The sequence below is a fragment of the uncultured Lacinutrix sp. genome, from assembly GCF_947500605.1.
Taxonomy (GTDB): domain Bacteria; phylum Bacteroidota; class Bacteroidia; order Flavobacteriales; family Flavobacteriaceae; genus Lacinutrix.
In genome coordinates, this window is the sequence record NZ_CANMSJ010000004.1 from 84,271 (window position 1) to 105,909 (window position 21,639).

Genomic DNA, 21,639 nt, shown 5'->3' on the forward strand with positions numbered 1-21,639 from the left:
TAAAATTAACCAAAGGTTAATTAAACTTTAATTACTGGTTATACCCAAAACGTTTTAACTGCCTCTGATTACTTCTCCAGTTTTTATTTACTTTAACATAAAGCTCTAAATGAATTTGCTTGCCAAAGAATTTTTCTAAATCCTTTCTAGCCTCTACTCCTACTCTTTTTAAAGCAGCGCCTTTATGTCCAATAATAATACCTTTTTGTGTTTCGCGCTCGACCATAATTACAGAACGTATTCTAATAATTTTTTCTTCTTCAAAAAACTCTTCGGTATCTATTTCTACAGCGTAAGGGATTTCTTTTTTGTAGTGTATTAAAATCTTCTCACGAATGGTTTCGTTTATAAAAAAACGTTCAGGCTTATCTGTTAATTGATCTTTTGGATAATAAGGAGGAGATTCTGGAAGTAACTCAATAATTCTATCGAATACTTCTTTTACATTAAATCCTTCTAAAGCAGAAATAGCAATAATTTCAGCATTTGGCACTTTTTCTGCCCATAACTGTACTTGCTCTTCTAATTGCGCTTGATCAGACTTATCGATTTTATTCAATAATAATAAAACAGGAATTTTAGCGCTAGTAATTTTATTAAAAAAGGCCTCATCTTTTAATTCCTTTTCTCCAATTTCTACCATGTAAATAAGTAAATCTGCATCATCGAAAGCCGACTTAACAAAATCCATCATAGAAGCTTGTAACTCGTATGCAGGCTTAATAATTCCAGGAGTATCACTTAATACTACTTGAAAATTTTCACCATTTACAATACCCAAAATACGATGTCTCGTTGTTTGCGCTTTAGATGTGATTATTGATAGTTTTTCACCTACAAAAGCATTCATTAATGTTGATTTACCAACATTAGGATTACCTATAATATTTACAAAACCTGCTTTATGACTCATTATCTTCTTATTTTACAGACTGCAAAGTTACGACCTTGGTTTGTTTATTCCTCTATCGTAAAGCACAATACTTCCGGCAACGGAAACATTTAAGCTTAATTCGCTTTTAAATTTTACTAAAAAATGACTTTTTTCTATTGCTTGCTTAGACAATCCGTGATCTTCGGCACCTAGTAAATAGACACAACGTCTTGGATGATGAAAGGTTTCTAAATCTACCGCAGTATCATCTAACTCAACACCAACCAATCTTGCTCCTTTAGGGATGTTGTTATAGAAATCTTCGAACGTATTATAATGAAAGTAAGGCATAGACTTTACTGCATTGTGCGTATCGCAAGCCTGTTTAGCATAGCGGTTACCAATAGTAAAAATATAACTAGCACCTAAATTCTGGGCAGTTCGCCACAGGACACCTAAATTTTCTGGCGTTTTACCATTTTGTATACCAATTCCAAAATATTCGTTTTCGAAGTTATCAATCATTTTACAAAAATATAAAAGTTAAATAAATTAGTCTTAAAAGACTTTATTTTTTAATTTTAATAAAAATTGAAGATGAAAAATGAAGACCTGGAAACAAAAAACTATTGGACGCAACGTTATAAAGAAGATAAAACCGGTTGGGATATTGGCTATCCTTCTACACCTTTAAAAACTTATTTTGATCAATTAGAAAATAAAGAATTAAAAATTTTAATTCCGGGAGCTGGTAATGCTTATGAAGCTGAATATCTTTTTAGTAATGGCTTTAAAAATGTATTTATTTTAGATATTTCTGAAGTGCCACTCTTGGCTTTTAAAAAGAGAAATCCAGATTTTCCTGAAGCTCAATTAATACAAGCTGATTTTTTTACTCATAATAAAACTTACGATTTAATTATCGAGCAAACCTTTTTTTGTTCTTTCCCTCCTTTAGAAGAATCCCGAAAAACCTACGCTAAACAGATGTCTAAGTTATTAAACACAAATGGAAAACTTGCTGGTTTATGGTTTGATATTCCGCTTACTGGCGATTTAGAAAAACGTCCTTTTGGCGGCGATAAAGCACTATACTTATCTTATTTAGAACCTTATTTTAAGGTTAAGACCTTTGAAACGTGTTATAATTCTATTTCTAATAGAAATGAGTTGTTTGGTATTTTTATAAATAACTTATAATAAAAAAGGCTTCCTTATCGGAAACCTTTTTTAATTAATCTTTTATGTTTTCTGGAAGCTCAAGCTTAGCTTCTGGTGGAATTCGTTTTGCTAAAAATAATATCTGACCTAAGTGACTAGATTGATGTTCCATAACATGAAACCAGCAGTACTCGTTTGTCCAACCAAAACTTGGCTGCTGCTCTTCGAACCATTTATCATCTCGCTTTTTTAATTCTTCAATCGTTTTTGCTCTTACTTCATTATAAATATCTAAATAATATTTTGCATCATGGCCTTTAAATTGTTCTCTACCTGCTTGATCTAAAGACATAGCTGCTCCCCATTTTTCGTTTTCTTCATCATTAAAATTTCTCCCTTCGAAAGTAGCTACTTGGTAATATGCTTCGGCAGCAGCCAAATGCATAATTAATGCACCAATTCTGTTCGCGTTTTCATCGTGTAAGTGATCTAGCTCGTATATAGACATGTTTTTTACTCTACTTTCAACTCGATTTTTCAAATCTTCTAACATAGAAATCATATTACCAATTTGAGGAGAAGCACCTTCAATGTCTCCTATAGAGACTATTTCTGGTACAATACCACTTCCTTCTATTAGTAAAGCTGAATTACCTTTAGCTACATCTGTAGTTGAAGTAACATTATATTCTTCGACTTTAACCGTTTTTCCTTTTGAAACTCCTTGACTCCATTTTGGAATAACATTATTATCTACAACAGTTTCGAAACTTGCATTATCGACTGGTACTTCTTCTAAAACTCCTTTATCATTTTCGATAAATAATTTATAATCATCGAAATAAAATTTACCATTCATTAAACATAAACCTCCAAAATTTAAGCGTTTTGAGCTTTTATCTATTGTACCTTCAACCGTATACGATTGCCACTCATTAGATGTAATTGGACGATCTCCCATATTATCGAAAAAACCCATTCCACCTTCACTATTATCTACTCTTGCCCAAACACCTGCCCAAGCTTGACCGTCTTCTGTTTCTACTTTTACAGAAGCTGTAATTTTGAATTTCTTTTTTGTTTTTGATTGAATATCTAAGAACTGACTAAAAGAAGTCCATTCTCTTGATACTGTTACTGACGATTGCGCATTTACCATAATACTAAACAGTAATGTTGCAAAAAGGATTGTTACTTTTTTCATTGGTTGGTTAATTTATGTTGATATTAAAACTATAGGTATGCTTCTGTAATATATTGTTACAGTTTCTAAAAAAACATTACTTATTAGTCTCTGGCGGAAAACCTTCCAACATTTTTTCTACAATAGCTTGAAAGCGCAATTCTCTTTTTTCTGGCTTTTGATTTTGCTTAAAAGAACACTCACTCGTGGCTTGCCAAAATAATCCTGTTTTAGATTCGTCTACAAACTCTATAGTAATTTGCTTGTTAATATTAGTTTTACCAAAAGGGATTCCTACAGAAACACCACTATAACCTCCACCAACACCTAAACCAACAGTACTGTTAGAACTCGACTCAAACTCCTCACTTTTAATGTCTATAAAAAAACTAGCGTTTTCAGATTTCTCTAAACCCATTGCATTTAGCTTTGCTTCTAATGCCGAGATTAAACGTTTTTCGTCTAATCCATTTAAACCAGATTCTATATTACTAAAGAAATTATAGGTTTTGTATTCTGAAAAATTAGTCGCTTTCTCATAATCGTAGTTCACATAAATTGGAGCACAAGAAGTAACACAAAGAACTAATAATAAATATTTTAAAAATTTCATAATTGCTTTTTTTATAAAAATAACAAAAATAATACCATTTACTATGCCTGTAGACCGTTCGTTATAACTTTAACTTTTTAATACCATTTGCTTTTTATATTTGATGTATAATTACTAAATTACACACAGCATGACACTCTATAAAAAAACACAATACGGAAAATTAATAACAGGAATTATAAGTATAGTTGCTATTTCTATAGCCACTCTTTTTATTCTACAAACCGGAAGTAATCCAATACCCTTATCTGTTTTGGTAATTCTTATGCTGCTCTTCCTTTTAATTGGTTTAACATTTTATAAATTAACCATTACAATTGATAGCAAAAAAATAGAAGCTAAATTTGGAATAGGATTATTTAAACGTTCGCTAAAAATTAAAGATATTAATTACGATTCTATAGAAAACATTAAAACACCTGCTCTTTATGGTATTGGTATTAGATTGACACCACATGGCCTACTATATAATGTAAGCACTGGAAGTGCTATTAAAATAAAATCTAATTCGAAAACATTTTTTGTAGGCACTGATGATTTTGACACTTTACATACCGTTTTATTAAAACTTAAAAAATAGCATAAAAAAAGCCCTTAATTACATTAAGAGCTTTTATATATAGTTTGAAAAATTTTAAGGATTTAATGCTCCCCAAAGTAAATCTTTAAGTTCAAGTAAGCCTTGTTGCGCTACAGATGAAATAAACACATAAGGTATTGGTAACTCGTTATCAAGTTCCTCCTTAAGTTCTGCCTGAAGCTCATCGTCTAACATATCGCATTTAGAAATGGCGATAAATCTATCTTTATCTAACATTTCTGGATTGTAACGACGTAATTCGTCTAATAAAATATCGTATTGTTTTTTAACATCTGGCGCATCTGCTGGAATTAAAAACAATAGAATAGAGTTACGTTCTATATGGCGTAAAAAGTAATAACCTAAACCTTTACCTTCGGCTGCACCTTCTATAATACCAGGAATATCTGCCATTACAAAACTCTGAAACTCACGATGCTTTACAATACCTAAATTAGGTTTTAGTGTTGTAAACTCGTAATCTGCAATTTTTGGTTTTGCTGAAGTAATTACAGATAATAGTGTCGACTTTCCTGCGTTTGGAAAACCAACTAAACCAACATCTGCTAATAATTTAAGCTCTAAAGTAATATCCCTTTCTTCCATAGGAATTCCAGGCTGTGCATAACGTGGTGTTTGGTTTGTAGATGTTTTAAAATGCCAGTTACCACGACCACCTTTTCCTCCGGTAGCTACAATTCTCTCCTCACCTTCTTCGGTAATTTCAAAAAGTGTTTCGTCAGTTTCTGTATCTCTAACAACTGTACCTAAAGGCACGTCTACATACATATCTTCTCCATCTGCACCAGAACTTCTTCCACTACTACCATTTCCTCCATGTCCAGCACGAACGTGTCTTTTAAACTTTAAATGTATTAAAGTCCAAAGATTAGGATTCCCTCTTAATATTATATGGCCTCCACGTCCACCATCTCCACCATCTGGTCCACCTTTTGCAAGATATTTCTCGCGGTGTAAATGCGTAGAACCTGAACCTCCTTTACCAGAGGTTACGTGCATTTTTACGTAATCAACAAAATTTCCTTCTGTCATAATTATTATCCTTTACTCTATTTTTGTTAATAAGCAATTATGCTTTTTTTAATTCTCCTTTTTCTTCCAATAGTAAAATAAACTATTGGTCCCAAAAAGGTACAAGTAATATTATCAACACCCACATTAACTTATCGTTATCCTTGAATTTATTTAAAATAGCGCTTATAAACGCAAAGAAAAATAAAACAAAAGACAATAACGCTACAAACAGTATTATAACCTGAAATGTTCCGATGGGACTATGTAATACTACTAAATTCAATTTTTACAACTTATCGATACTAGAACATAAACGTTCTGTAATATCGCCAACACTACCAAAACCATCGACACCGTAATACTTATTTTGTGCAGAATAGTAATCTTTTAATATTGCTGTTTCGTTATAATATACTTTTATTCTATTACGAATTATACTCTCGTCTGAGTCGTCTTTACGACCGCTAGTTTTCCCTCTTTCTAGTAATCTCTCTACTAAAACCTCATCTTCAACCTCTAAAGCAATCATTGCGTTTACTTTAGAATCCTTAGCATCTAACATTTTATCTAACGCTTCAGCTTGTGTTTCATTTCGTGGAAAACCATCGAAAATAAATCCTTTAGCATCTGCATTTTTTTCTACCTCTGCCTCAAGCATATCTATAGTAACTTGATCTGGAACCAAAGCACCTTTATCTATGTACGATTTTGCTAAATTACCTAAAGCAGTTTCGTTTTTCATATTAAACCTAAACACATCTCCTGTCGAGATATGTACAAGGTTATACTTTTCCTTTAAAAAATTAGCTTGTGTTCCTTTACCTGCTCCTGGAGGACCAAATAATACTAGATTAGTCATGTGTTGTGTTGTTTTTAATTGATATACTTCTGGTAAGTCTCTTCCTAACCCATCGTAATCCAGACCGTAGCCAACAATAAATTTATTAGGAATTTCTATACCAACGTAATGTAATTTAAAATCTTTTTTATATGCTTCTGGTTTATAAAACAATGTTGCTATTAGGAGTTGTTTTACACCTTCATTTTTAAAAATTCTGTGGATTTCGTGAAGCGTTTTTCCTGTATCTATAATATCTTCAAGAATAACGACTGTTCTACCTGATAAGTCTTGAGTTAAACCTATTAAACGTTGAATATCGTCTGAAGATTTAACACCTTCATAAGAGGCAAGTTTTATAAAAGTAACTTCACATGGTTTAGGATATTTTTTCACAAAATCACTAACCACCATAAACGAACCATTAAGAACGCCAATAAACACAGGTATTTCATCTCCTAAATCGTTAGCTAAATCTGTAGCCATTTTAGACACAGCTGTATCTATTTCTTTAGCAGAAATAAAAGGCTTAAAATATTTGTCGTGTAGCTTAATCATTATATTCGTTTTAAGAAAGTGGCAAAGATACGTATTTGTTAATCGAAATACGATTTTTGACTCATGATTTTAGGGCATTTTCACTTTATAAAATGTATTTTTGCTACTCTAATTTCAACAATAAAATGAACTATTTCTCTTCAAATTTTAAATTAGGCATCCTTGGTGGTGGACAATTAGGCAAAATGATGCTTTACAACACTAGAAAATTCGACATCCAAACTTATGTTTTAGATCCAAGCGACGAAGCACCTTCTAAGATGGCTTGCAATGCATTCACTCAAGGTGATTTAATGGATTTTGACACTGTTTACAATTTTGGAAAGCAAGTAGACGTTTTAACTTTCGAGATTGAAAACGTTAATGTAGATGCGCTTGAAAAATTAGAAAAAGAAGGTATAAAAGTATATCCAAGCTCTAAGAATTTAAGAGTAATACAGAATAAAGCAAAACAGAAATTATTCTATTTAGACAATAATTTACCGACTTCAGAATTTTCTCGATTTGCTTATGCTTCAGAAATTGAAGATGCTATTTTAAATGGCGGATTAGAATTCCCTTTTGTTTGGAAAAGCGCTCAATTTGGTTACGATGGAACTGGCGTAAAAGTAGTTCGCGCAATGGATGATCTAAAAGATTTACCAAAAGGCGAATGTATTGCAGAAGCACTTATCGATTTTAAAAATGAACTTGCAGTTATTGTCTCTAGAAACCTAGATGGAGAAGTAAAAACATATCCTGTTGTAGAAATGGAGTTTCATCCCGAAGCTAACCAGGTAGAATATGTTATTTGCCCTGCTAGAATCCCTGAAGCTGTTGCTAAAAAAGCTCAAGATATTGCTTTAAAAGTATCGAAAGCATTTAATCATGTTGGTCTTTTAGCAGTAGAAATGTTTCAAACTAAAGACGATGCTATTTTAATAAACGAAGTTGCTCCAAGACCACATAATTCTGGACACCAAACTATAGAAGCGAGTTACACTTCTCAATTTGAACAACATATTCGTGCTATATTAAATTTACCGTTAGGCAAAACCGATAGCAAAGTTGGTGGTATTATGGTTAATTTAGTTGGTGCCGAAGGTTATACAGGTGATGTTATCTACGAAAACATTGCAGAGATCATGAAAATGGATGGTGTAACACCACATATTTACGGCAAAAAACAAACAAGACCATTTAGAAAAATGGGTCATGTTACTATTGTTAATGAAGATTTAAATACAGCACGTAAGATTGCTGAAGAAGTTAAGAAGACTATAAAAGTTATAAGTAAATAATAAGAGTTCTAAATTACTATTACACACTTTACTTCTAATAACAATAAGGTGTTTTTTTTTGAGAAAAATTTAAAATTTAAAACCACGAGATAATGGAATATTATCTCCATTTTCCATAGACACTTCTGTACTGTTGTATTGTTTTACAAAATTCTCGTTGACGATATAAGATCTGTGACATTTCACAAAATTTGGTGGTAATTCAGATTCCATTTCTGAAATCTTACCACGCACGAATTCCTTTTTTGTGGTTGTAAAAAGATTTAGATAATGCCCATCGGACTTTACATAAATAAGTTCTTTTAAATATACTTTAGATTTATTTTTAAGCACGATGTAATCATTAGTCACTAAAGATTTCACGGTTTCTAATTCCGTTTTTGTTTTCTCGTTCTCTATAGCTAATAGTTGTTTTTTCTTGTCGGTTTTTTTCCATCTTATAAATGAATAAAAAGCTAGTAAGAATACACCAAATAACAGCAAACTATATACTATTCTGTTTTTATTAAATGCTTTTTTAAAAGACGATAGTTCAACAGCTTTCTCTTCCAGGAATTTAATATTTCTCTCTTTATTATCATTAATATCTCGTGCTCTTTGTTTCAAATTTCTAGGCTCTCTTTGTGAAATTTGACTATGATTTACTTTTAATGTATCACTTAAAATTTGTAGTTCTACATATTTTTTAGATTCTGAAACATTTCCTAATTCATTGTAAATATTGGTTTTAACCATATAAATAGATGGCAATATTCTAAAATTTTTATTCTTTTCCGCTAATAACAAAGATGAATCTGCATATTTTAAACTATTAATAAAATCGTTTTTCAAGAAATATATTCTTGCGATGCTCAAGTTGTTTGCAGTAATCAAATTAACAAGATTAATGTTTACTTTAGGCTGTCTTTTTATTGATTTAAACCCATTATTAGATAATTTATAATTAATTAAAGAAAAATCTAAACTATCCATATTTAGATAAGCATTACCTAAATTCATTCTAGTTCTATGTAATAATAGGCTTGGTTTTTCATTTAAATAATATTTTTCTATTTTTCTAAAATAATGAACAGCAGAATCATAATAAGAAGTTCTTAAATGAATTAAACCAATAGTGTTTAAATTATTATAATAATCGCGCGTATAATTTAATTTTCCAGATAAATTTTTAGCTTTATGACAAAAATCTAAACTTTTCTCATATTCTCTTTTCAATCTATATGCTGAACTCAAAACCGAATATGCTCGTATCTTATATATAGGCAAATTATATTCGTCGGCTAATTTTATTATTTTATTAGTATAATAATGTAAGCTATCAGAGTTATTCTTTAAAACATGAGCTTTTCTGTTTAAATTGTTTAATACAACCTCAATAGAATCTTTAGTTTGACTATATAAACAATTTGTGGTAATTAAACTTATAGCTAAAAAAGCTATCAATATTTTTCTTGTAAAGCAGTATTTCATATTTTTTGTTTTATACAAATACACTTACAAATATTGTGATTAGACATATTTAATAAAGTATGCTAATATTTTTACATCTCAATAAAGCGTGAAATTTGTTAATAACTAAAAAAAAGATTAGTTATTAAATATAATAATTTATTTTTTAGTAAAAACATTAAATGGTATTGCTACACTTATTTTTACAGAGGCTTCTTTAAATGTTTTTTGATTGTAGAGTAAATCTTCTGCACCAGCAAGAATTCTAAAGGTTGCTTTGTTTACATCTTTTTCTACTTGTGCTCTAAAAACTAATCCTACTTGTGCAGAATATCTATTTTTATAATCTACAAAATCCAAATCTTGTAATGCAAAACTATGGTTATAAATTGCAGCAAAACCTATGTTTTTAGAGATAATAAAAGTTGTAAAATTCGCACCTAAATTCGCAGTCCAATACGCTCTTTTTAAATCCTGGTATCTACCTAACTGATTATTTTGATTGTCGTAAACAAAAATTTCATCGTCTACTTCTTTTAAAACTGGCTTTCTGTCTTTTTGAATAGACTCTAAAAAACTACTCATAGAAATATTTGCGAATCCTTGAATATAACCATTTTTATATTTCTTATAACCTTTGTTATTTGAACTAAAGCTGGATAAATTACCAGAAACTCCAATTTTAAGTTTAGGAATATTTTTTGTTGGGTTGTCTAATAAAACACCATTTAAAGAATCTAATTTTAGGTTTTGGTTTTCTATATTCCCTGTAATTGTCGTCCAAAATAAATAATGTCCTTGTAGCACATCGTTTATACTATCAAACTTATTAATACGATCTTGAATATATTTTTTTTCATCTAAAAAAGCTTGTTTAGATTTTTTTTGAATTTTTGTGTATTTTGTAATTAGCGAATCTATAACTTCTAATCTATTAGAATCTTTAATAGTTAAGCTAATTGTTTCCAACATTTTTAATTTTTCAGCTTTAAGTGTATCTATTTCAATTTTTATTGCTTCTTTTTGTTTCTTAAAAATTATTAAATCATTTTTAATTTCTTTATAAAAATCATTTCTTTTCTCTTCCAATGTATTACAATCTCCTGTAATGTAATATTGAGATGCTTTTTTTACTAAATTATAAGTAAAACTAGCACCTATATTATTTTGCCAGCCATCATTACTAAAAAAATATGCACCTTTAGAGTTTTTATAAATACTTGTATTCAAAAAGTGTCGTTCATTATAATTATAATTAAATCCAATATTTATTTTATCGCCTTCGCTTGTATTTAAATAGCTAATTGCAGAATTACTGTTTATTGCATCTGCGCTACCAAAAAATATGGTACTCTTAATTCCTTTTAAATTATTATTTATTACTTTATTTGCTCCTGCTTTTCCATTTTTACAGTCGTATTCATCTTTAGATGCTTCTATTAAAGAATATATTTTAGTAGTAAAATCAGAATATTTTTTAACAAAAAGGCCTCCATTTTCAATAATAAAATAAATGGATTTTTTTTCATTTTTAATTTCATAACAATTTATTTCTTTTTTAGAAGAGAACACTTTGTTTACATCATCATTTATCGCTTCGTAAAATGTGTTTGCTTCAATTTTACTTTCTATAACATTTTCATATTTTAAATCTTTAATTTTTATATTAAGTTCTTTTTGAAGTAATCTGTTTAATATTGCATAACTAACTTTATTTGCATCGTTAAATAGTATTAATAGTTTGTTTTCACCTAAAGGTAATTGTACGTAATCTTTAAATGTATTTGTTCTATTTTGTTTTAAATAGTCTAATAATGAAGCTCCTTCGTTTTTTGTCTGCCCAAACCCTTTCACACAAAACAAAAGACTAATTAATACTATTACTGATTTCAAATTTTTCATAATTAAATTTTTCATACAAAAAAACCCTTCGCCTAAAGCAAAGCAAAGCTCTTTAATAACTTGTTACTATTGTTTTACAACTTTTCTAGTTGTTGTTCCTTTTTCAGTTTCAATTTTTAAAAAATATAAACCAGCTTTGTAACTACCCATGTTCAGATTTTTTAATGCTGTGTTGGTTTTGCAAACTACTTGACCTTTTATATTTATTAGTTGTAAACTTGTTATTGGTTCTGTAGATTGAATGTTTAGAATATTAGTTACAGGATTTGGATAGAGTTTAAAATCACTCTCATTAAAATTAGCCTCGTTTACAGAAAGTGTATTAGTATCCAATTTTGAAATAGTATTGCCAGAAGCTATATATAAATCGTTTCCTTTAACCCTTAATGCACCAATGTTATTTGGCATTGTTACTACATCTTCTAAAACAGGAGTAGCACTTGTTAAATCTAATCGGTAAATTTTATTTGGGTTATTAACTGCTATAAATAAATTATCATTTAAAACTTCAATAGCCTGAGTAGAACTACCAATATTTGTAATAACATTTGTTAAAGTTGGCGTTGCATTACTTAAATCTACTTTAGATACGGTTTCTGTATCTCCTTCTGCAATGTACATGGTAGTACCCACAATTTTCAAATCGTTTGGTCTTGTTACATTTATATAATCTGTTAGTGGCTGCGTATTAGAATTATTATTGTATTTAATTTTAAAATTATCTTTTAAAGCTATATAATTATCGACACCATTAAAGGCTAAAGCACTAATGTTTCCTAAATTAAAAGCATAGTTATTGGGCTCTGAAATATTATTTAAATTGTGTCGCTGATAAGCATTACTATTTCCACCTACAAATAAATAATTATCCACAACATAAACAGCAAGTGGACTTTGATTTGCCACAACTAATACAGGTGTAGGATTATTTACAGAAATATCTGCTTTTAAAATTTGATTAGTTCCATAATTAGCGATATACAAATCATCTCCAACAAAAAACAGGTCTTGTGGTTGATTTAAACCCGTACTAATAACATTTGTTGTTTGCGCATAAATTACGCCTGTAAAAGCAATACATAATAAAGTAATTTTTAGTCTCATATTTTTATAGTTGTTACGTTACATTTTTAATAAAACCCTCTGCACAAAACAATGCAAAGGGCTTTATAGTTATTGATTAATAGCAATCCAAAACTGCAACAAAATCAAGGATTACAAAAATAAATGTCACGAAATGCAGGTTATATATCACGAAATGCAGAAGTACTTTTTCTCAATATTAGACACAAAGTAATTATCACTAAAACCAATTCATTTAAAGCTCTAAAAAACGTACTTTTGTAATATTGATTATAATAATTAGAACTATAAAACACCATGAGCAAAGTAGGCGTAATAATGGGAAGCGATAGCGATCTTCCAGTAATGCAAGAAGCAATAGATATATTAAAGAGTTTTGATATAGAAGTTGAAGTCGATATTGTTTCGGCACACAGAACACCAGAAAAACTATTCGATTACAGTAAAAACGCACACACGCGTGGCATAAAAGTAATTGTTGCAGGAGCTGGTGGTGCAGCACATTTACCAGGAATGGTAGCATCTTTATCTCCTTTACCTATTATTGGTGTTCCTGTAAAAAGTAGAAATTCTATAGATGGATGGGATTCTATTTTATCAATTTTACAAATGCCAGGAGGTGTTCCGGTTGCAACAGTTGCATTAAATGGAGCTAAAAATGCTGGTATTTTGGCAGCACAAATAATTGGATCTAGCGACCAAGTTGTTTTAGATAAAATTATCGCTTACAAAGAAGAATTAAAATTAAAAGTGGAAACTGCTTCTAAGAATATTAAATAGTATAAAATATAAAAGCCCAGTCCCCTGGGCTTTTAATCGCTATTAATCTTTCTATATATGAGTAGATCTCACATCAAAAAAACTTAATACAAAACTCCATCTTTTACTTGCTATTCTATTGATGTCAGTCAAAATTATCTAAATAATCGATTAAGAGCTGAAATAATCGTCAAAAAACATGATTCCTTCTTAAAACTCACATTTATATTAAAAAAAAGACATAAAAAAAAGCCTCAAATAAATTTGAGGCTTTTCATCGCTATTAATCAATAATTTTTAAGAGAGTAACCAACTCTCGAGAAAAAATCTGATGCAAATTTATAACTTATTTCGATTTTTTACATGCTTACTATTAAAATATACGGAAAATAAAAACTATATTATTGAAAATGAACATATTAACAACTATTTTTTCGACAAAATACAACTCAGCACCATTCATTCGAATTGAAAACGAGCACTTTAAGCCTGCTATTTTAAAACTTATTGAAGAAACAAAGTCTGAAATTGACGCAATTATCACTAATAAAGAAAATCCAACATTCAAAAATACAATTGAAGCTTTAGAATTTTCTGGTCAACAATTAGATCGTGTTACTAGTATCTTTTTCAACCTCAACTCTGCAGAGACTAGTGAAGATATTCAAAAAATAGCTCAAGAAATCTCTCCAATACTATCAGATTTTGGAAATGACATCACTTTAAACGAAGATTTATTTAAACGTGTAAAAGCAGTTTACGAGATAAAAGAAAGTTTAAACCTTACTACAGAGCAGCAAACACTATTAGATAAAAAATATAAAAGCTTCTCTAGAAATGGAGCGAACCTAAACGAAGAAGACAAAAATAAACTTCGTGAAATAGACAAAAAGCTTTCTAAATTAAAATTACAATTTGGAGAAAACATTTTAGCCGAAACGAATAAATACGAGTTACACCTTACAAACGAAGACGATTTATCTGGTTTACCCGAAGGTGCAAAAGAAGCTGCTAAACAATTAGCAGAAAGCAAAGAAAAAGAAGGTTGGTTAATAACATTGGACTACCCTAGTTATATTCCTTTCATGACCTATGCAGACAATAGGGAACTTAGAGAGCAACTCTCTAAAGTAGCAGGAAGTAAAGCCTTTAAAGGCGATGCTTTAGACAACCAACAAATAGTTTTAGATATTGTAAACTTACGTTTTGAGCGCGCCAACTTATTAGGCTACAAAACACATTCGCATTTTGTTTTAGAAGAACGCATGGCACAAACGCCAGAAACAGTTTTAAACTTCTCGAACGATTTGCTTGCTAAAGCAAAACCAGCCGCTGAAGAAGAATTTAAAACCTTAGAAGATTTTGCAAAAGATTTAGACGGTATAGATCGATTAGAAAAATGGGATTCGGCTTATTATTCTGAAAAATTAAAACAGAAATTATTTAGTCTAGATGACGAGCAATTAAAACCATATTTTAAACTAGAAAATGTAATTGATGGTGCTTTTGAAATCGCTAGAAAACTTTTCGACCTAAAATTTGAAGAAATAAACGATATCGATAAATACCACGAAGAAGTTTTAACATACAAAGTAACTAATAACAACGGTGATTTAGTTTCTATTTTCTATGCAGATTTCTTCCCAAGAAAAGGGAAAAGAAATGGTGCTTGGATGACCAGCTATAAGCCACAATTTGTTAAGAATGGTATAGAAGAAAGACCACACGTTTCTATAGTTTGCAACTTTACAAAACCAACAAAAAGCAAGCCTTCTCTTTTAACATTTAACGAGGTTACCACTCTATTTCATGAGTTTGGTCACGCTTTACACGGTATGCTTGCTAGCACAGTTTACCCAAGTTTATCTGGAACAAGTGTATTTTGGGATTTTGTAGAGCTACCAAGTCAGGTAATGGAAAACTGGTGTTTCGAACAAGAAGCTTTAGAGCTGTTTGCTAAACATTACGAAACAGGAGAAGTGATACCTATGGAATTGGTAAACAAAATTAAAGAATCTGCAACCTTCCATGAAGGTATGCAAACTTTAAGACAACTTAGTTTCGGCTTATTAGATATGTCTTGGCATGCTGGAGAGGCTCCAAATACAATAAAAAGTGTAAAAGAATTTGAAGACGAAGCATTCAAAGACACTAATTTATTTCCAGATGTTAAAGAAAATTGCATGAGCACAGCATTTGCTCATATTTTTCAAGGTGGTTACAGTTCTGGCTACTACAGTTACAAATGGGCAGAAGTATTAGATGCAGATGCATTCGATTACTTTAAACAGAATGGCATTTTTAATAAGGAAATTGCTACTAAATTTAAAGACAATGTTCTATCTCAAGGTGGAACAGAAAATCCAATGGTATTATACAAACGTTTTAGAGGTCAAGAACCAAAACCTGAAGCGTTGTTGAAACGTGCTGGATTAATAAAATAAGACAAAAAAAAGAGGCTAATTATAACAATTAGTCTCTTTTATAAAAACAAACTTTCAATAATTACTGAAAGTTTAAAAATTATTATATATTTGCAATATGGATTACCAAGAAGCAAAAGATAAATTTATTAGTACTTGGGGAAGCTTAGGCTCTCTTTGGGGAATTAACAAGGCAATGGCGCAAATACAAGCACTGCTTTTTATTTCTACAAAACCATTATCTATGGAAGAGATTATGGAAGATCTTAAAATTTCTCGTGGTAATACCTCTATGAATTTACGCCAATTAATGGATTGGGGAATTGTAACCAAAACCTTAGTTGCTGGTGAACGTAAAGAGTTTTTTACAACTGAAAAAGACGTACAAGAATTAGCTAGAATTGTGGCTAAAGAAAGAAGCAGACGCGAAATAAAACCTGTTATTAAGGTTTTGGAAGAAGTATCTTCTATTGAAAACGATGGTACTGAAAAAACAAAAGAACTAATTAAACAAACAAAAGCATTACACGAATTAACTGAAACAATGGATGTAATGATTAACAAACTGGTAGACCAAAAACAAAACTGGATTACTAAGTCTGTTCTAAAATTATTCAAATAAAAAAATTTAAACTAAACTTTCAATTTTTTCTGAAAGTTTAGAATAGTTAGAAATCATGAAAATCGCATTCAAAATCACAAAAATAATAAACTACTTTGCACTAACATTATTACTTCTTGGACCATATGGTATTGCATTTACTGGTGGATTACAAGTTTTAGCAAGTTTAATCTTTGTTATACTGTTTCCAACAAACAAATTTATTTACATGTACTTCGGTTTAGTAATTACCTTCTTTTTACTTTGGAATGGTGGATTTAACTGGCTTTTTAGTGTTCCTATTTTCTTGATAGGATTTTTAACCTATATAATTCAAACTCAGAAAATACAATTATAAAACAAACCAATTATTAAGTAACACTATAATCTTTAAGATTCTTCAATATGAAAGCAATAACAATAAATCACCTAGAAAAAGGAGAGCAAACAAAAATAGAAATGATAGATTTCTATGATGGTGCAACCGAAGATTATAAGTTTTGGAGTAAAGATTTAAACATGCATTTTGGATATTTTATTCCGTTTAAAAATAGTCCGTTTGCAAGAAACACCATGCTTAACGAAATGAATAATCAGGTTTTAAAACGTTTAAACATAACCAAAGAAAAATCTAATTTAATAGATTTAGGCTGTGGTGTTGGAGGCACAATGCGCTACGCTTTAATAAAGCACAACAACTTAACTGCTTTTGGTGTAACGCTTTCAAGCTTTCAAGTAGACAAAGGAAATAGCTTACTTAAAGACAAAAAAGGAACTATTGTAAACGAAAACTACAACCATACTTCATTTAAATCTAATACTTTTAACTCTGCTTTAGCAATAGAAAGTTTATGCCATTCTGGACATAAAAAAGAATCTTTACAAGAGGCTTACCGTATCTTAAAACCTGGAGGACGTTTTGTAATTGCAGATGCGTTTTTAAAAAAAGATGAAACCGAATTGTGTTATGGTGCAAATTATTCGCATCGTAGACTTTGCGACCATTGGAGTTTAACAAATTTAGGCTCTATAAATAATGTAAAAAACGATTTAGAAAATTTAGGTTTTAAAAACGTAGTTATTGATGACGTTTCTTTTAGAGTTGCGCCTTCAGTATTACACGTTCCTTTTGCTATTGTTGGTTTTATTTTGAAAAAATTATTCACTTTCAATACGTTAAAGAGAGAAAGTTTACATAATCTTAAAGGTTCATTTTATGCATTATTATCTGGGTTACACATGAAGAGTTTTGGATATTATATTATAAGTTGCACAAAATAGACAAACTATGAAGCGTTCAACACTACATAAAATCATTACCATAATCCTAGCTTCTGTTTGGCTTATAAATGGTTTGTATTGTAAAATACTAAATCAAGTACCAAGACATGAAACTATTGTTGCTCATGTTTTAAACACAGGACATTCAAGATTATTAATTTTAATAATAGGTGTTTTAGAAGTTTGTTTAGCGATTTGGATTCTGACTGGATATAAGCAAAAACTGAATGCTATTTTTCAAATAACAATTGTAATATCTATGAATATTATTGAATTTATAGCTGCTCAAGATTTACTACTCTGGAAAAAACTAAATATAATTTTCGCTTTACTATTTGCTGTTTTAGTTTATGTGAGCGCTTTTCATTTTAATAAAAAAGAAAATAACAACTATGCTACCAAAGCTTAAAAATCATCCTTTTGCTGTACAAGCTTTTTTTAAAAGCTCTACAGTTTTAACTTTTGCAGTACCAAAAGAGCAATTACAAGACCTAATTCCAGAGTGTTTAACTCTAGATACTTTTAAAGATAAATGGGCTTTTGTTGCAGTTGCAATGGTACAAACAACAGGTTTAAGACCTAAAGGCTTCCCTAAATTTATGGGAAACGATTTCTTTTTAATTGGTTACCGCATTTTTGTACGTTACACCAACAAAAAGGGCAAAAATTTACGCGGTTTATATATTATAAAATCTGAAACAGATAAAAGGAAAATGGCATTTATAGGTAATATTTTTACGCATTATAATTATACAACTACAGATGTAAATTTAAAAACTACAAATGATAAAACTGAAATATCCTCTCAGCATTCAAACTTTAAAATAGTGGTAAACAACCTTGAAAAAGAGGCTGAACTCCCATTAAATTCTCCATTCGAGAATTGGAAAGAAGCAAGACGCTTTGCAGGCCCACTTCCTTTTACTTTTACTTATAATGATGCCACTAAAGAAGTATTAATAATACAGGGTGTAAGACAAAATTGGAAACCAAAGCCCATTAAAATTGAAGACTGTTCTATAGATTTCTTAAACACTTTAAGCCTTAAAAATCATGTTTTAGCAAATGCTTTTGTAATAGAAAATATTCCATACTACTGGAAAAAAGGAGAAATAGAATTATGGAAATAAAAAGAAAAAAAATTCAAGGCGTTTTAAATATTTTAAGTTTTAACAGACATTTCTATGTTATTGGATTAAGCATATTAGCGATTATAATTTTTAGCCTACTCTATATTGAATGTTCAAACATCATACTTTATAGTGTTATCGGTTCATTTGTTTACGGGCTTTTAATGCCGTTAATTATATCTGCTTACGTTTATGATTATTCTGGGTATTATAATTTAAATTGGTTGAAAGCATGTGATATAGATACTCAAGCTAAAAACATTATTAATATTAATGCTGGTTTCGATGAGACAAGTTTTTTAATAAAAAATAAATTTCCAAAAGCAGAGTTACAAGTGTTTGATTTTTACAATCAAGAAAAGCATACAGAACCAGCAATTGTAAGAGCGCGAAAAGTAAGTTTAACTTACCCTAACACAAGGCAAATCTCTACTAAACATATTCCTTTAGAGGACGACACTACAGACATTGTGTTTTTACTATCGACTGCACATGAAATAAGAAACAATGATGAGAAAGTTCTATTTTTAAAAGAATGTCATCGTATTTGTAAACCAACTGGAAAAATAATTATGGTAGAACATTTAAGGGATTTACCAAATTTCTTCGCTTTCTCTATTGGATTTACTCATTTCTTCTCAAAAAAAACATGGAAAACCGTTTATAAAAAAGCTGGATTCTCTTCTTTTAAAAACATAAAATTCACGCCTTTTATGTCTATAATTATTAACAAGCCTTAATTCAAAACAGCAAACATGAACATTCATTTAAAAATAATAGGCATTCTTTTAATTGTATTATCTGTAATACACATTCCATTTCCAAAGTATTTTAAATGGCATATAGAGTTAAAACATCTAAGTCTAATAAACAAGCAAATGATGACTACTCACACCTTTTTTATTGCGCTTACTGTTTTCTTGATGGGCCTATTATGTTTAACCTGCTCGCAAGAAATACTAACTACAGCTTTAGGTAATAAAATAGCACTTGGTCTTGGTGTATTTTGGAGTATTAGATTATTTTTTCAATTCTTTGTTTATTCTTCAAAACTCTGGAAAGGCAAATTATTTGAAACCATAATGCATATTATATTTTCAATATTATGGATTTATTTAACTACTGTGTTTTTCTTGATATATTTAAAATAGTTATAAAACAATTCTTTTTCTTTACTTTTGAAAAAAATTGCCAACTATGCCAGATCACAAAATAGATCCAAATCAATGGATTAATTTGTATTCAGACTACCTTTTTAACTATACCATTTCTCGTGTTAACGATAGAGATATGGCTCAAGATTTGGTTTCCGAAACATTTTTAGCAGGCTTAAAGTCTATGAAAAACTTTAAAGGAGAAGCAAGCGAACGCACATGGCTTATTTCTATTTTAAAAAGAAAAATTATAGATCACTATCGTAAAACAAATTCTAACAAAGGTAAAGCCGAAGTTAGAATGAGTTACAATAGCGATACAGAAACTGAAGGCGACTGGCTAGAGGAACGTGTTGCAGATCCTTTTGATAAAACAGCAGAAGACACAATAGAGAATACAGAACTGGGCACAGCAATACAAAACTGTCTAGGAAAATTACCAAACAAACAAGCGCAAGTTTTCGAAATGAAAACTATTTTAAATTACGATACAGAAGCTATTTGTAATGAATTAAATATTACTGCGTCTAACCTTTGGGTAATCATTCACAGAGCAAGAACAGCTATGGCTGGTTGCTTAGAAAAAAATTGGTTTTAAGATGAGTAATAAAATATATCTAAGTTGTGAAGAAGCAAATCACACATGTGATAAAACACAATATAAAGAAGCTTCACTTTGGGAAAAAATTAAACTAAACTTTCATTTAGCGTTTTGTGCTGCTTGTAGAAAATACTCTAGAAATAATGCAAAGTTAACTAAGCTTATAAAAAAGAAGCCTGTAAAATTAGACGTTACAGAAAAATCTAAATTACAGTCTGCTTTCGAAAAGGAATTAGCAAAACAAAATAATTAGTAACCATATAATTGGAATACTTTCAACCCAAAAGGAACTGTAATAACGGTTCCTTTTTTTATTTGTAAAAAACACAAAACATAGTGTTATTAAAACAATAATTAAGGTTTTAACCAAGCTCTCATAGCTTAATTCATCTTTAAAAAACTCAGAAGCAAACAAAAGGAGTAATAAAAAAAATCCTATTATTTTTGTGTACTTCACTCCTATTTTTTGAGGAATAGTTGCCAGCTTTAAGCTATCAAATTTTAAATCTCTAATTTCGAAAGGCAACATTAAAACAACTACAAAAACAAATCTTTGAAATGCCGTTATGTATACATCTGCATTTAAATGTACATCATCATTAATTAAGGGCAAAAAGACGGTTACACCTGTCCAAACTAAAGCTATAACATAAACCTTAAGCCCACTAACATCTCGAAGGTTTTGTTGGTTATCTAAATAAAAGTTTTTAGGAAGAAAAGGAATAGCGTATAAGAAAGTAATCAACCCAAAAACGCCAATAGAAATCAATGTCTTTAATTGCAATTGCATTGCGAAATAGCACAGCAAGAGAAAGCAAACAAGCGAAAACACTTGAATAATTTTTAATGCATCTGTTAAACTTCTATGATGGAATTTTGCTATCCCAAAATACTTCACAAAATTATAACCTGTAATAGTTGCAAAAAAAATGAAATAAAGAATGTTTTCATCATAAGAAACACCAAACTGTATTAACGTAATCCAACCCAAAGCATACACGGCTAAAGCCACGTGAATACTACTATTTAGATAAAAATCAAAAAGTTGTTTAATTAATCGCATTACACAAAGTTAATTCATAAAAAATAGTATCTGTTAATAAAGCCGTTAAATGGTTAAAAACTTTAGTTTTT

Annotated in this window: 24 protein-coding genes; 14 read left to right on the forward strand and 10 right to left on the reverse strand. The window is 29.9% G+C overall.

Annotated features, from left to right (window positions below):
• Positions 1 to 31: 31 nt before the first annotated feature.
• Complete coding sequence (gene era, locus Q0935_RS07490) at positions 32 to 913, reverse strand: GTPase Era (protein WP_055435002.1); 882 nt, start codon at positions 911 to 913, stop codon at positions 32 to 34.
• Between the two features lie 27 nt (positions 914 to 940).
• Positions 941 to 1,399 carry an RNA methyltransferase gene (locus tag Q0935_RS07495; protein WP_299251011.1) on the reverse strand — a complete coding sequence of 153 codons (459 nt, stop codon included), beginning with the start codon at positions 1,397 to 1,399 and terminating at the stop codon, positions 941 to 943.
• A 72-nt stretch (positions 1,400 to 1,471) separates the two neighbouring features.
• Between Q0935_RS07495 and Q0935_RS07500 the strand changes: the two genes are divergently transcribed.
• Positions 1,472 to 2,074 carry a methyltransferase domain-containing protein gene (locus Q0935_RS07500; RefSeq protein WP_299384051.1) on the forward strand — a complete coding sequence of 201 codons (603 nt, stop codon included), beginning with the start codon at positions 1,472 to 1,474 and terminating at the stop codon, positions 2,072 to 2,074.
• A gap of 34 nt (positions 2,075 to 2,108) precedes the next feature.
• Here the strand turns inward: Q0935_RS07500 and Q0935_RS07505 are convergent, their stop codons facing one another.
• On the reverse strand, positions 2,109 to 3,239 hold the full coding sequence (locus tag Q0935_RS07505) for a DinB family protein (RefSeq protein WP_299384053.1): 1,131 nt from the start codon (positions 3,237 to 3,239) through the stop codon (positions 2,109 to 2,111).
• Positions 3,240 to 3,315: 76 nt separating this feature from the next.
• Positions 3,316 to 3,831, reverse strand: a complete 516-nt coding sequence (locus Q0935_RS07510) for a DUF4136 domain-containing protein (RefSeq protein WP_299384056.1) — start codon at positions 3,829 to 3,831, stop codon at positions 3,316 to 3,318.
• A gap of 130 nt (positions 3,832 to 3,961) precedes the next feature.
• On the opposite strand from Q0935_RS07510, the gene Q0935_RS07515 reads away from it, so the two are divergent.
• Positions 3,962 to 4,411, forward strand: coding sequence for a hypothetical protein (locus tag Q0935_RS07515; protein ID WP_299384058.1), 450 nt, complete (start codon positions 3,962 to 3,964; stop codon positions 4,409 to 4,411).
• A gap of 54 nt (positions 4,412 to 4,465) precedes the next feature.
• On the opposite strand, the gene obgE is transcribed toward Q0935_RS07515, so the two are convergent.
• Positions 4,466 to 5,464, reverse strand: coding sequence for a GTPase ObgE (gene obgE / locus Q0935_RS07520; RefSeq protein ID WP_299251002.1), 999 nt, complete (start codon positions 5,462 to 5,464; stop codon positions 4,466 to 4,468).
• A 268-nt stretch (positions 5,465 to 5,732) separates the two neighbouring features.
• Entirely contained in the window at positions 5,733 to 6,842 is a 1,110-nt protein-coding gene (locus Q0935_RS07525) for an adenylate kinase (protein ID WP_299251000.1), read from the reverse strand.
• 125 nt (positions 6,843 to 6,967) lie between these two features.
• On the opposite strand from Q0935_RS07525, the gene Q0935_RS07530 reads away from it, so the two are divergent.
• The gene (locus Q0935_RS07530) at positions 6,968 to 8,122 is read left to right on the forward strand and encodes a 5-(carboxyamino)imidazole ribonucleotide synthase (RefSeq protein WP_299384062.1); all 1,155 of its coding nucleotides are present in this window, start codon (positions 6,968 to 6,970) and stop codon (positions 8,120 to 8,122) included.
• Between the two features lie 69 nt (positions 8,123 to 8,191).
• Here the strand turns inward: Q0935_RS07530 and Q0935_RS07535 are convergent, their stop codons facing one another.
• The 3 genes from Q0935_RS07535 to Q0935_RS07545 form a co-directional block, all read right to left on the reverse strand.
• Positions 8,192 to 9,592 carry a LytTR family DNA-binding domain-containing protein gene (locus Q0935_RS07535; RefSeq protein WP_299384065.1) on the reverse strand — a complete coding sequence of 467 codons (1,401 nt, stop codon included), beginning with the start codon at positions 9,590 to 9,592 and terminating at the stop codon, positions 8,192 to 8,194.
• A 138-nt stretch (positions 9,593 to 9,730) separates the two neighbouring features.
• Complete coding sequence (locus tag Q0935_RS07540) at positions 9,731 to 11,473, reverse strand: hypothetical protein (RefSeq protein ID WP_299384069.1); 1,743 nt, start codon at positions 11,471 to 11,473, stop codon at positions 9,731 to 9,733.
• Positions 11,474 to 11,539: 66 nt separating this feature from the next.
• On the reverse strand, positions 11,540 to 12,577 hold the full coding sequence (locus Q0935_RS07545; RefSeq protein WP_299384072.1) for a T9SS type A sorting domain-containing protein: 1,038 nt from the start codon (positions 12,575 to 12,577) through the stop codon (positions 11,540 to 11,542).
• Between the two features lie 276 nt (positions 12,578 to 12,853).
• On the opposite strand from Q0935_RS07545, the gene purE reads away from it, so the two are divergent.
• The 11 genes from purE to Q0935_RS07600 all read left to right on the forward strand — a co-directional run bounded on the left by purE (position 12,854) and on the right by Q0935_RS07600 (position 20,758).
• On the forward strand, positions 12,854 to 13,336 hold the full coding sequence (gene purE, locus Q0935_RS07550) for a 5-(carboxyamino)imidazole ribonucleotide mutase (RefSeq protein WP_299384074.1): 483 nt from the start codon (positions 12,854 to 12,856) through the stop codon (positions 13,334 to 13,336).
• A gap of 389 nt (positions 13,337 to 13,725) precedes the next feature.
• A complete protein-coding gene (locus tag Q0935_RS07555) occupies positions 13,726 to 15,759 on the forward strand; it encodes a M3 family metallopeptidase (RefSeq protein WP_299384077.1) in 2,034 nt (677 codons plus the stop codon).
• Positions 15,760 to 15,856: 97 nt separating this feature from the next.
• Complete coding sequence (locus tag Q0935_RS07560) at positions 15,857 to 16,360, forward strand: ArsR family transcriptional regulator (RefSeq protein WP_299384080.1); 504 nt, start codon at positions 15,857 to 15,859, stop codon at positions 16,358 to 16,360.
• 55 nt (positions 16,361 to 16,415) lie between these two features.
• A complete protein-coding gene (locus Q0935_RS07565; protein WP_299384083.1) occupies positions 16,416 to 16,697 on the forward strand; it encodes a hypothetical protein in 282 nt (93 codons plus the stop codon).
• A gap of 47 nt (positions 16,698 to 16,744) precedes the next feature.
• Positions 16,745 to 17,620: a cyclopropane-fatty-acyl-phospholipid synthase family protein gene (locus Q0935_RS07570; protein WP_299384086.1), complete on the forward strand. Its 876-nt coding sequence runs from the start codon at positions 16,745 to 16,747 to the stop codon at positions 17,618 to 17,620.
• 7 nt (positions 17,621 to 17,627) lie between these two features.
• Positions 17,628 to 18,029: a DoxX-like family protein gene (locus Q0935_RS07575; RefSeq protein ID WP_299384088.1), complete on the forward strand. Its 402-nt coding sequence runs from the start codon at positions 17,628 to 17,630 to the stop codon at positions 18,027 to 18,029.
• Entirely contained in the window at positions 18,013 to 18,750 is a 738-nt protein-coding gene (locus Q0935_RS07580; protein ID WP_299384091.1) for a DUF2071 domain-containing protein, read from the forward strand. Before Q0935_RS07575 ends, Q0935_RS07580 begins: the two co-directional genes overlap by 17 nt.
• Entirely contained in the window at positions 18,741 to 19,490 is a 750-nt protein-coding gene (locus tag Q0935_RS07585) for a methyltransferase domain-containing protein (protein ID WP_299384093.1), read from the forward strand. The genes Q0935_RS07580 and Q0935_RS07585 overlap by 10 nt, the downstream gene beginning before the upstream one ends.
• Positions 19,491 to 19,505: 15 nt before the next feature.
• On the forward strand, positions 19,506 to 19,901 hold the full coding sequence (locus tag Q0935_RS07590; protein WP_299384096.1) for a hypothetical protein: 396 nt from the start codon (positions 19,506 to 19,508) through the stop codon (positions 19,899 to 19,901).
• 46 nt (positions 19,902 to 19,947) lie between these two features.
• Complete coding sequence (locus Q0935_RS07595; protein WP_055435073.1) at positions 19,948 to 20,502, forward strand: sigma-70 family RNA polymerase sigma factor; 555 nt, start codon at positions 19,948 to 19,950, stop codon at positions 20,500 to 20,502.
• Between the two features lies 1 nt (position 20,503).
• Positions 20,504 to 20,758, forward strand: coding sequence for a glycine dehydrogenase (locus Q0935_RS07600; protein ID WP_299384099.1), 255 nt, complete (start codon positions 20,504 to 20,506; stop codon positions 20,756 to 20,758).
• Here the strand turns inward: Q0935_RS07600 and Q0935_RS07605 are convergent.
• Positions 20,738 to 21,568: a hypothetical protein gene (locus tag Q0935_RS07605; protein WP_299384102.1), complete on the reverse strand. Its 831-nt coding sequence runs from the start codon at positions 21,566 to 21,568 to the stop codon at positions 20,738 to 20,740. The two genes, Q0935_RS07600 and Q0935_RS07605, sit on opposite strands and share 21 nt — an antisense overlap.
• Positions 21,569 to 21,639: the final 71 nt, after the last annotated feature.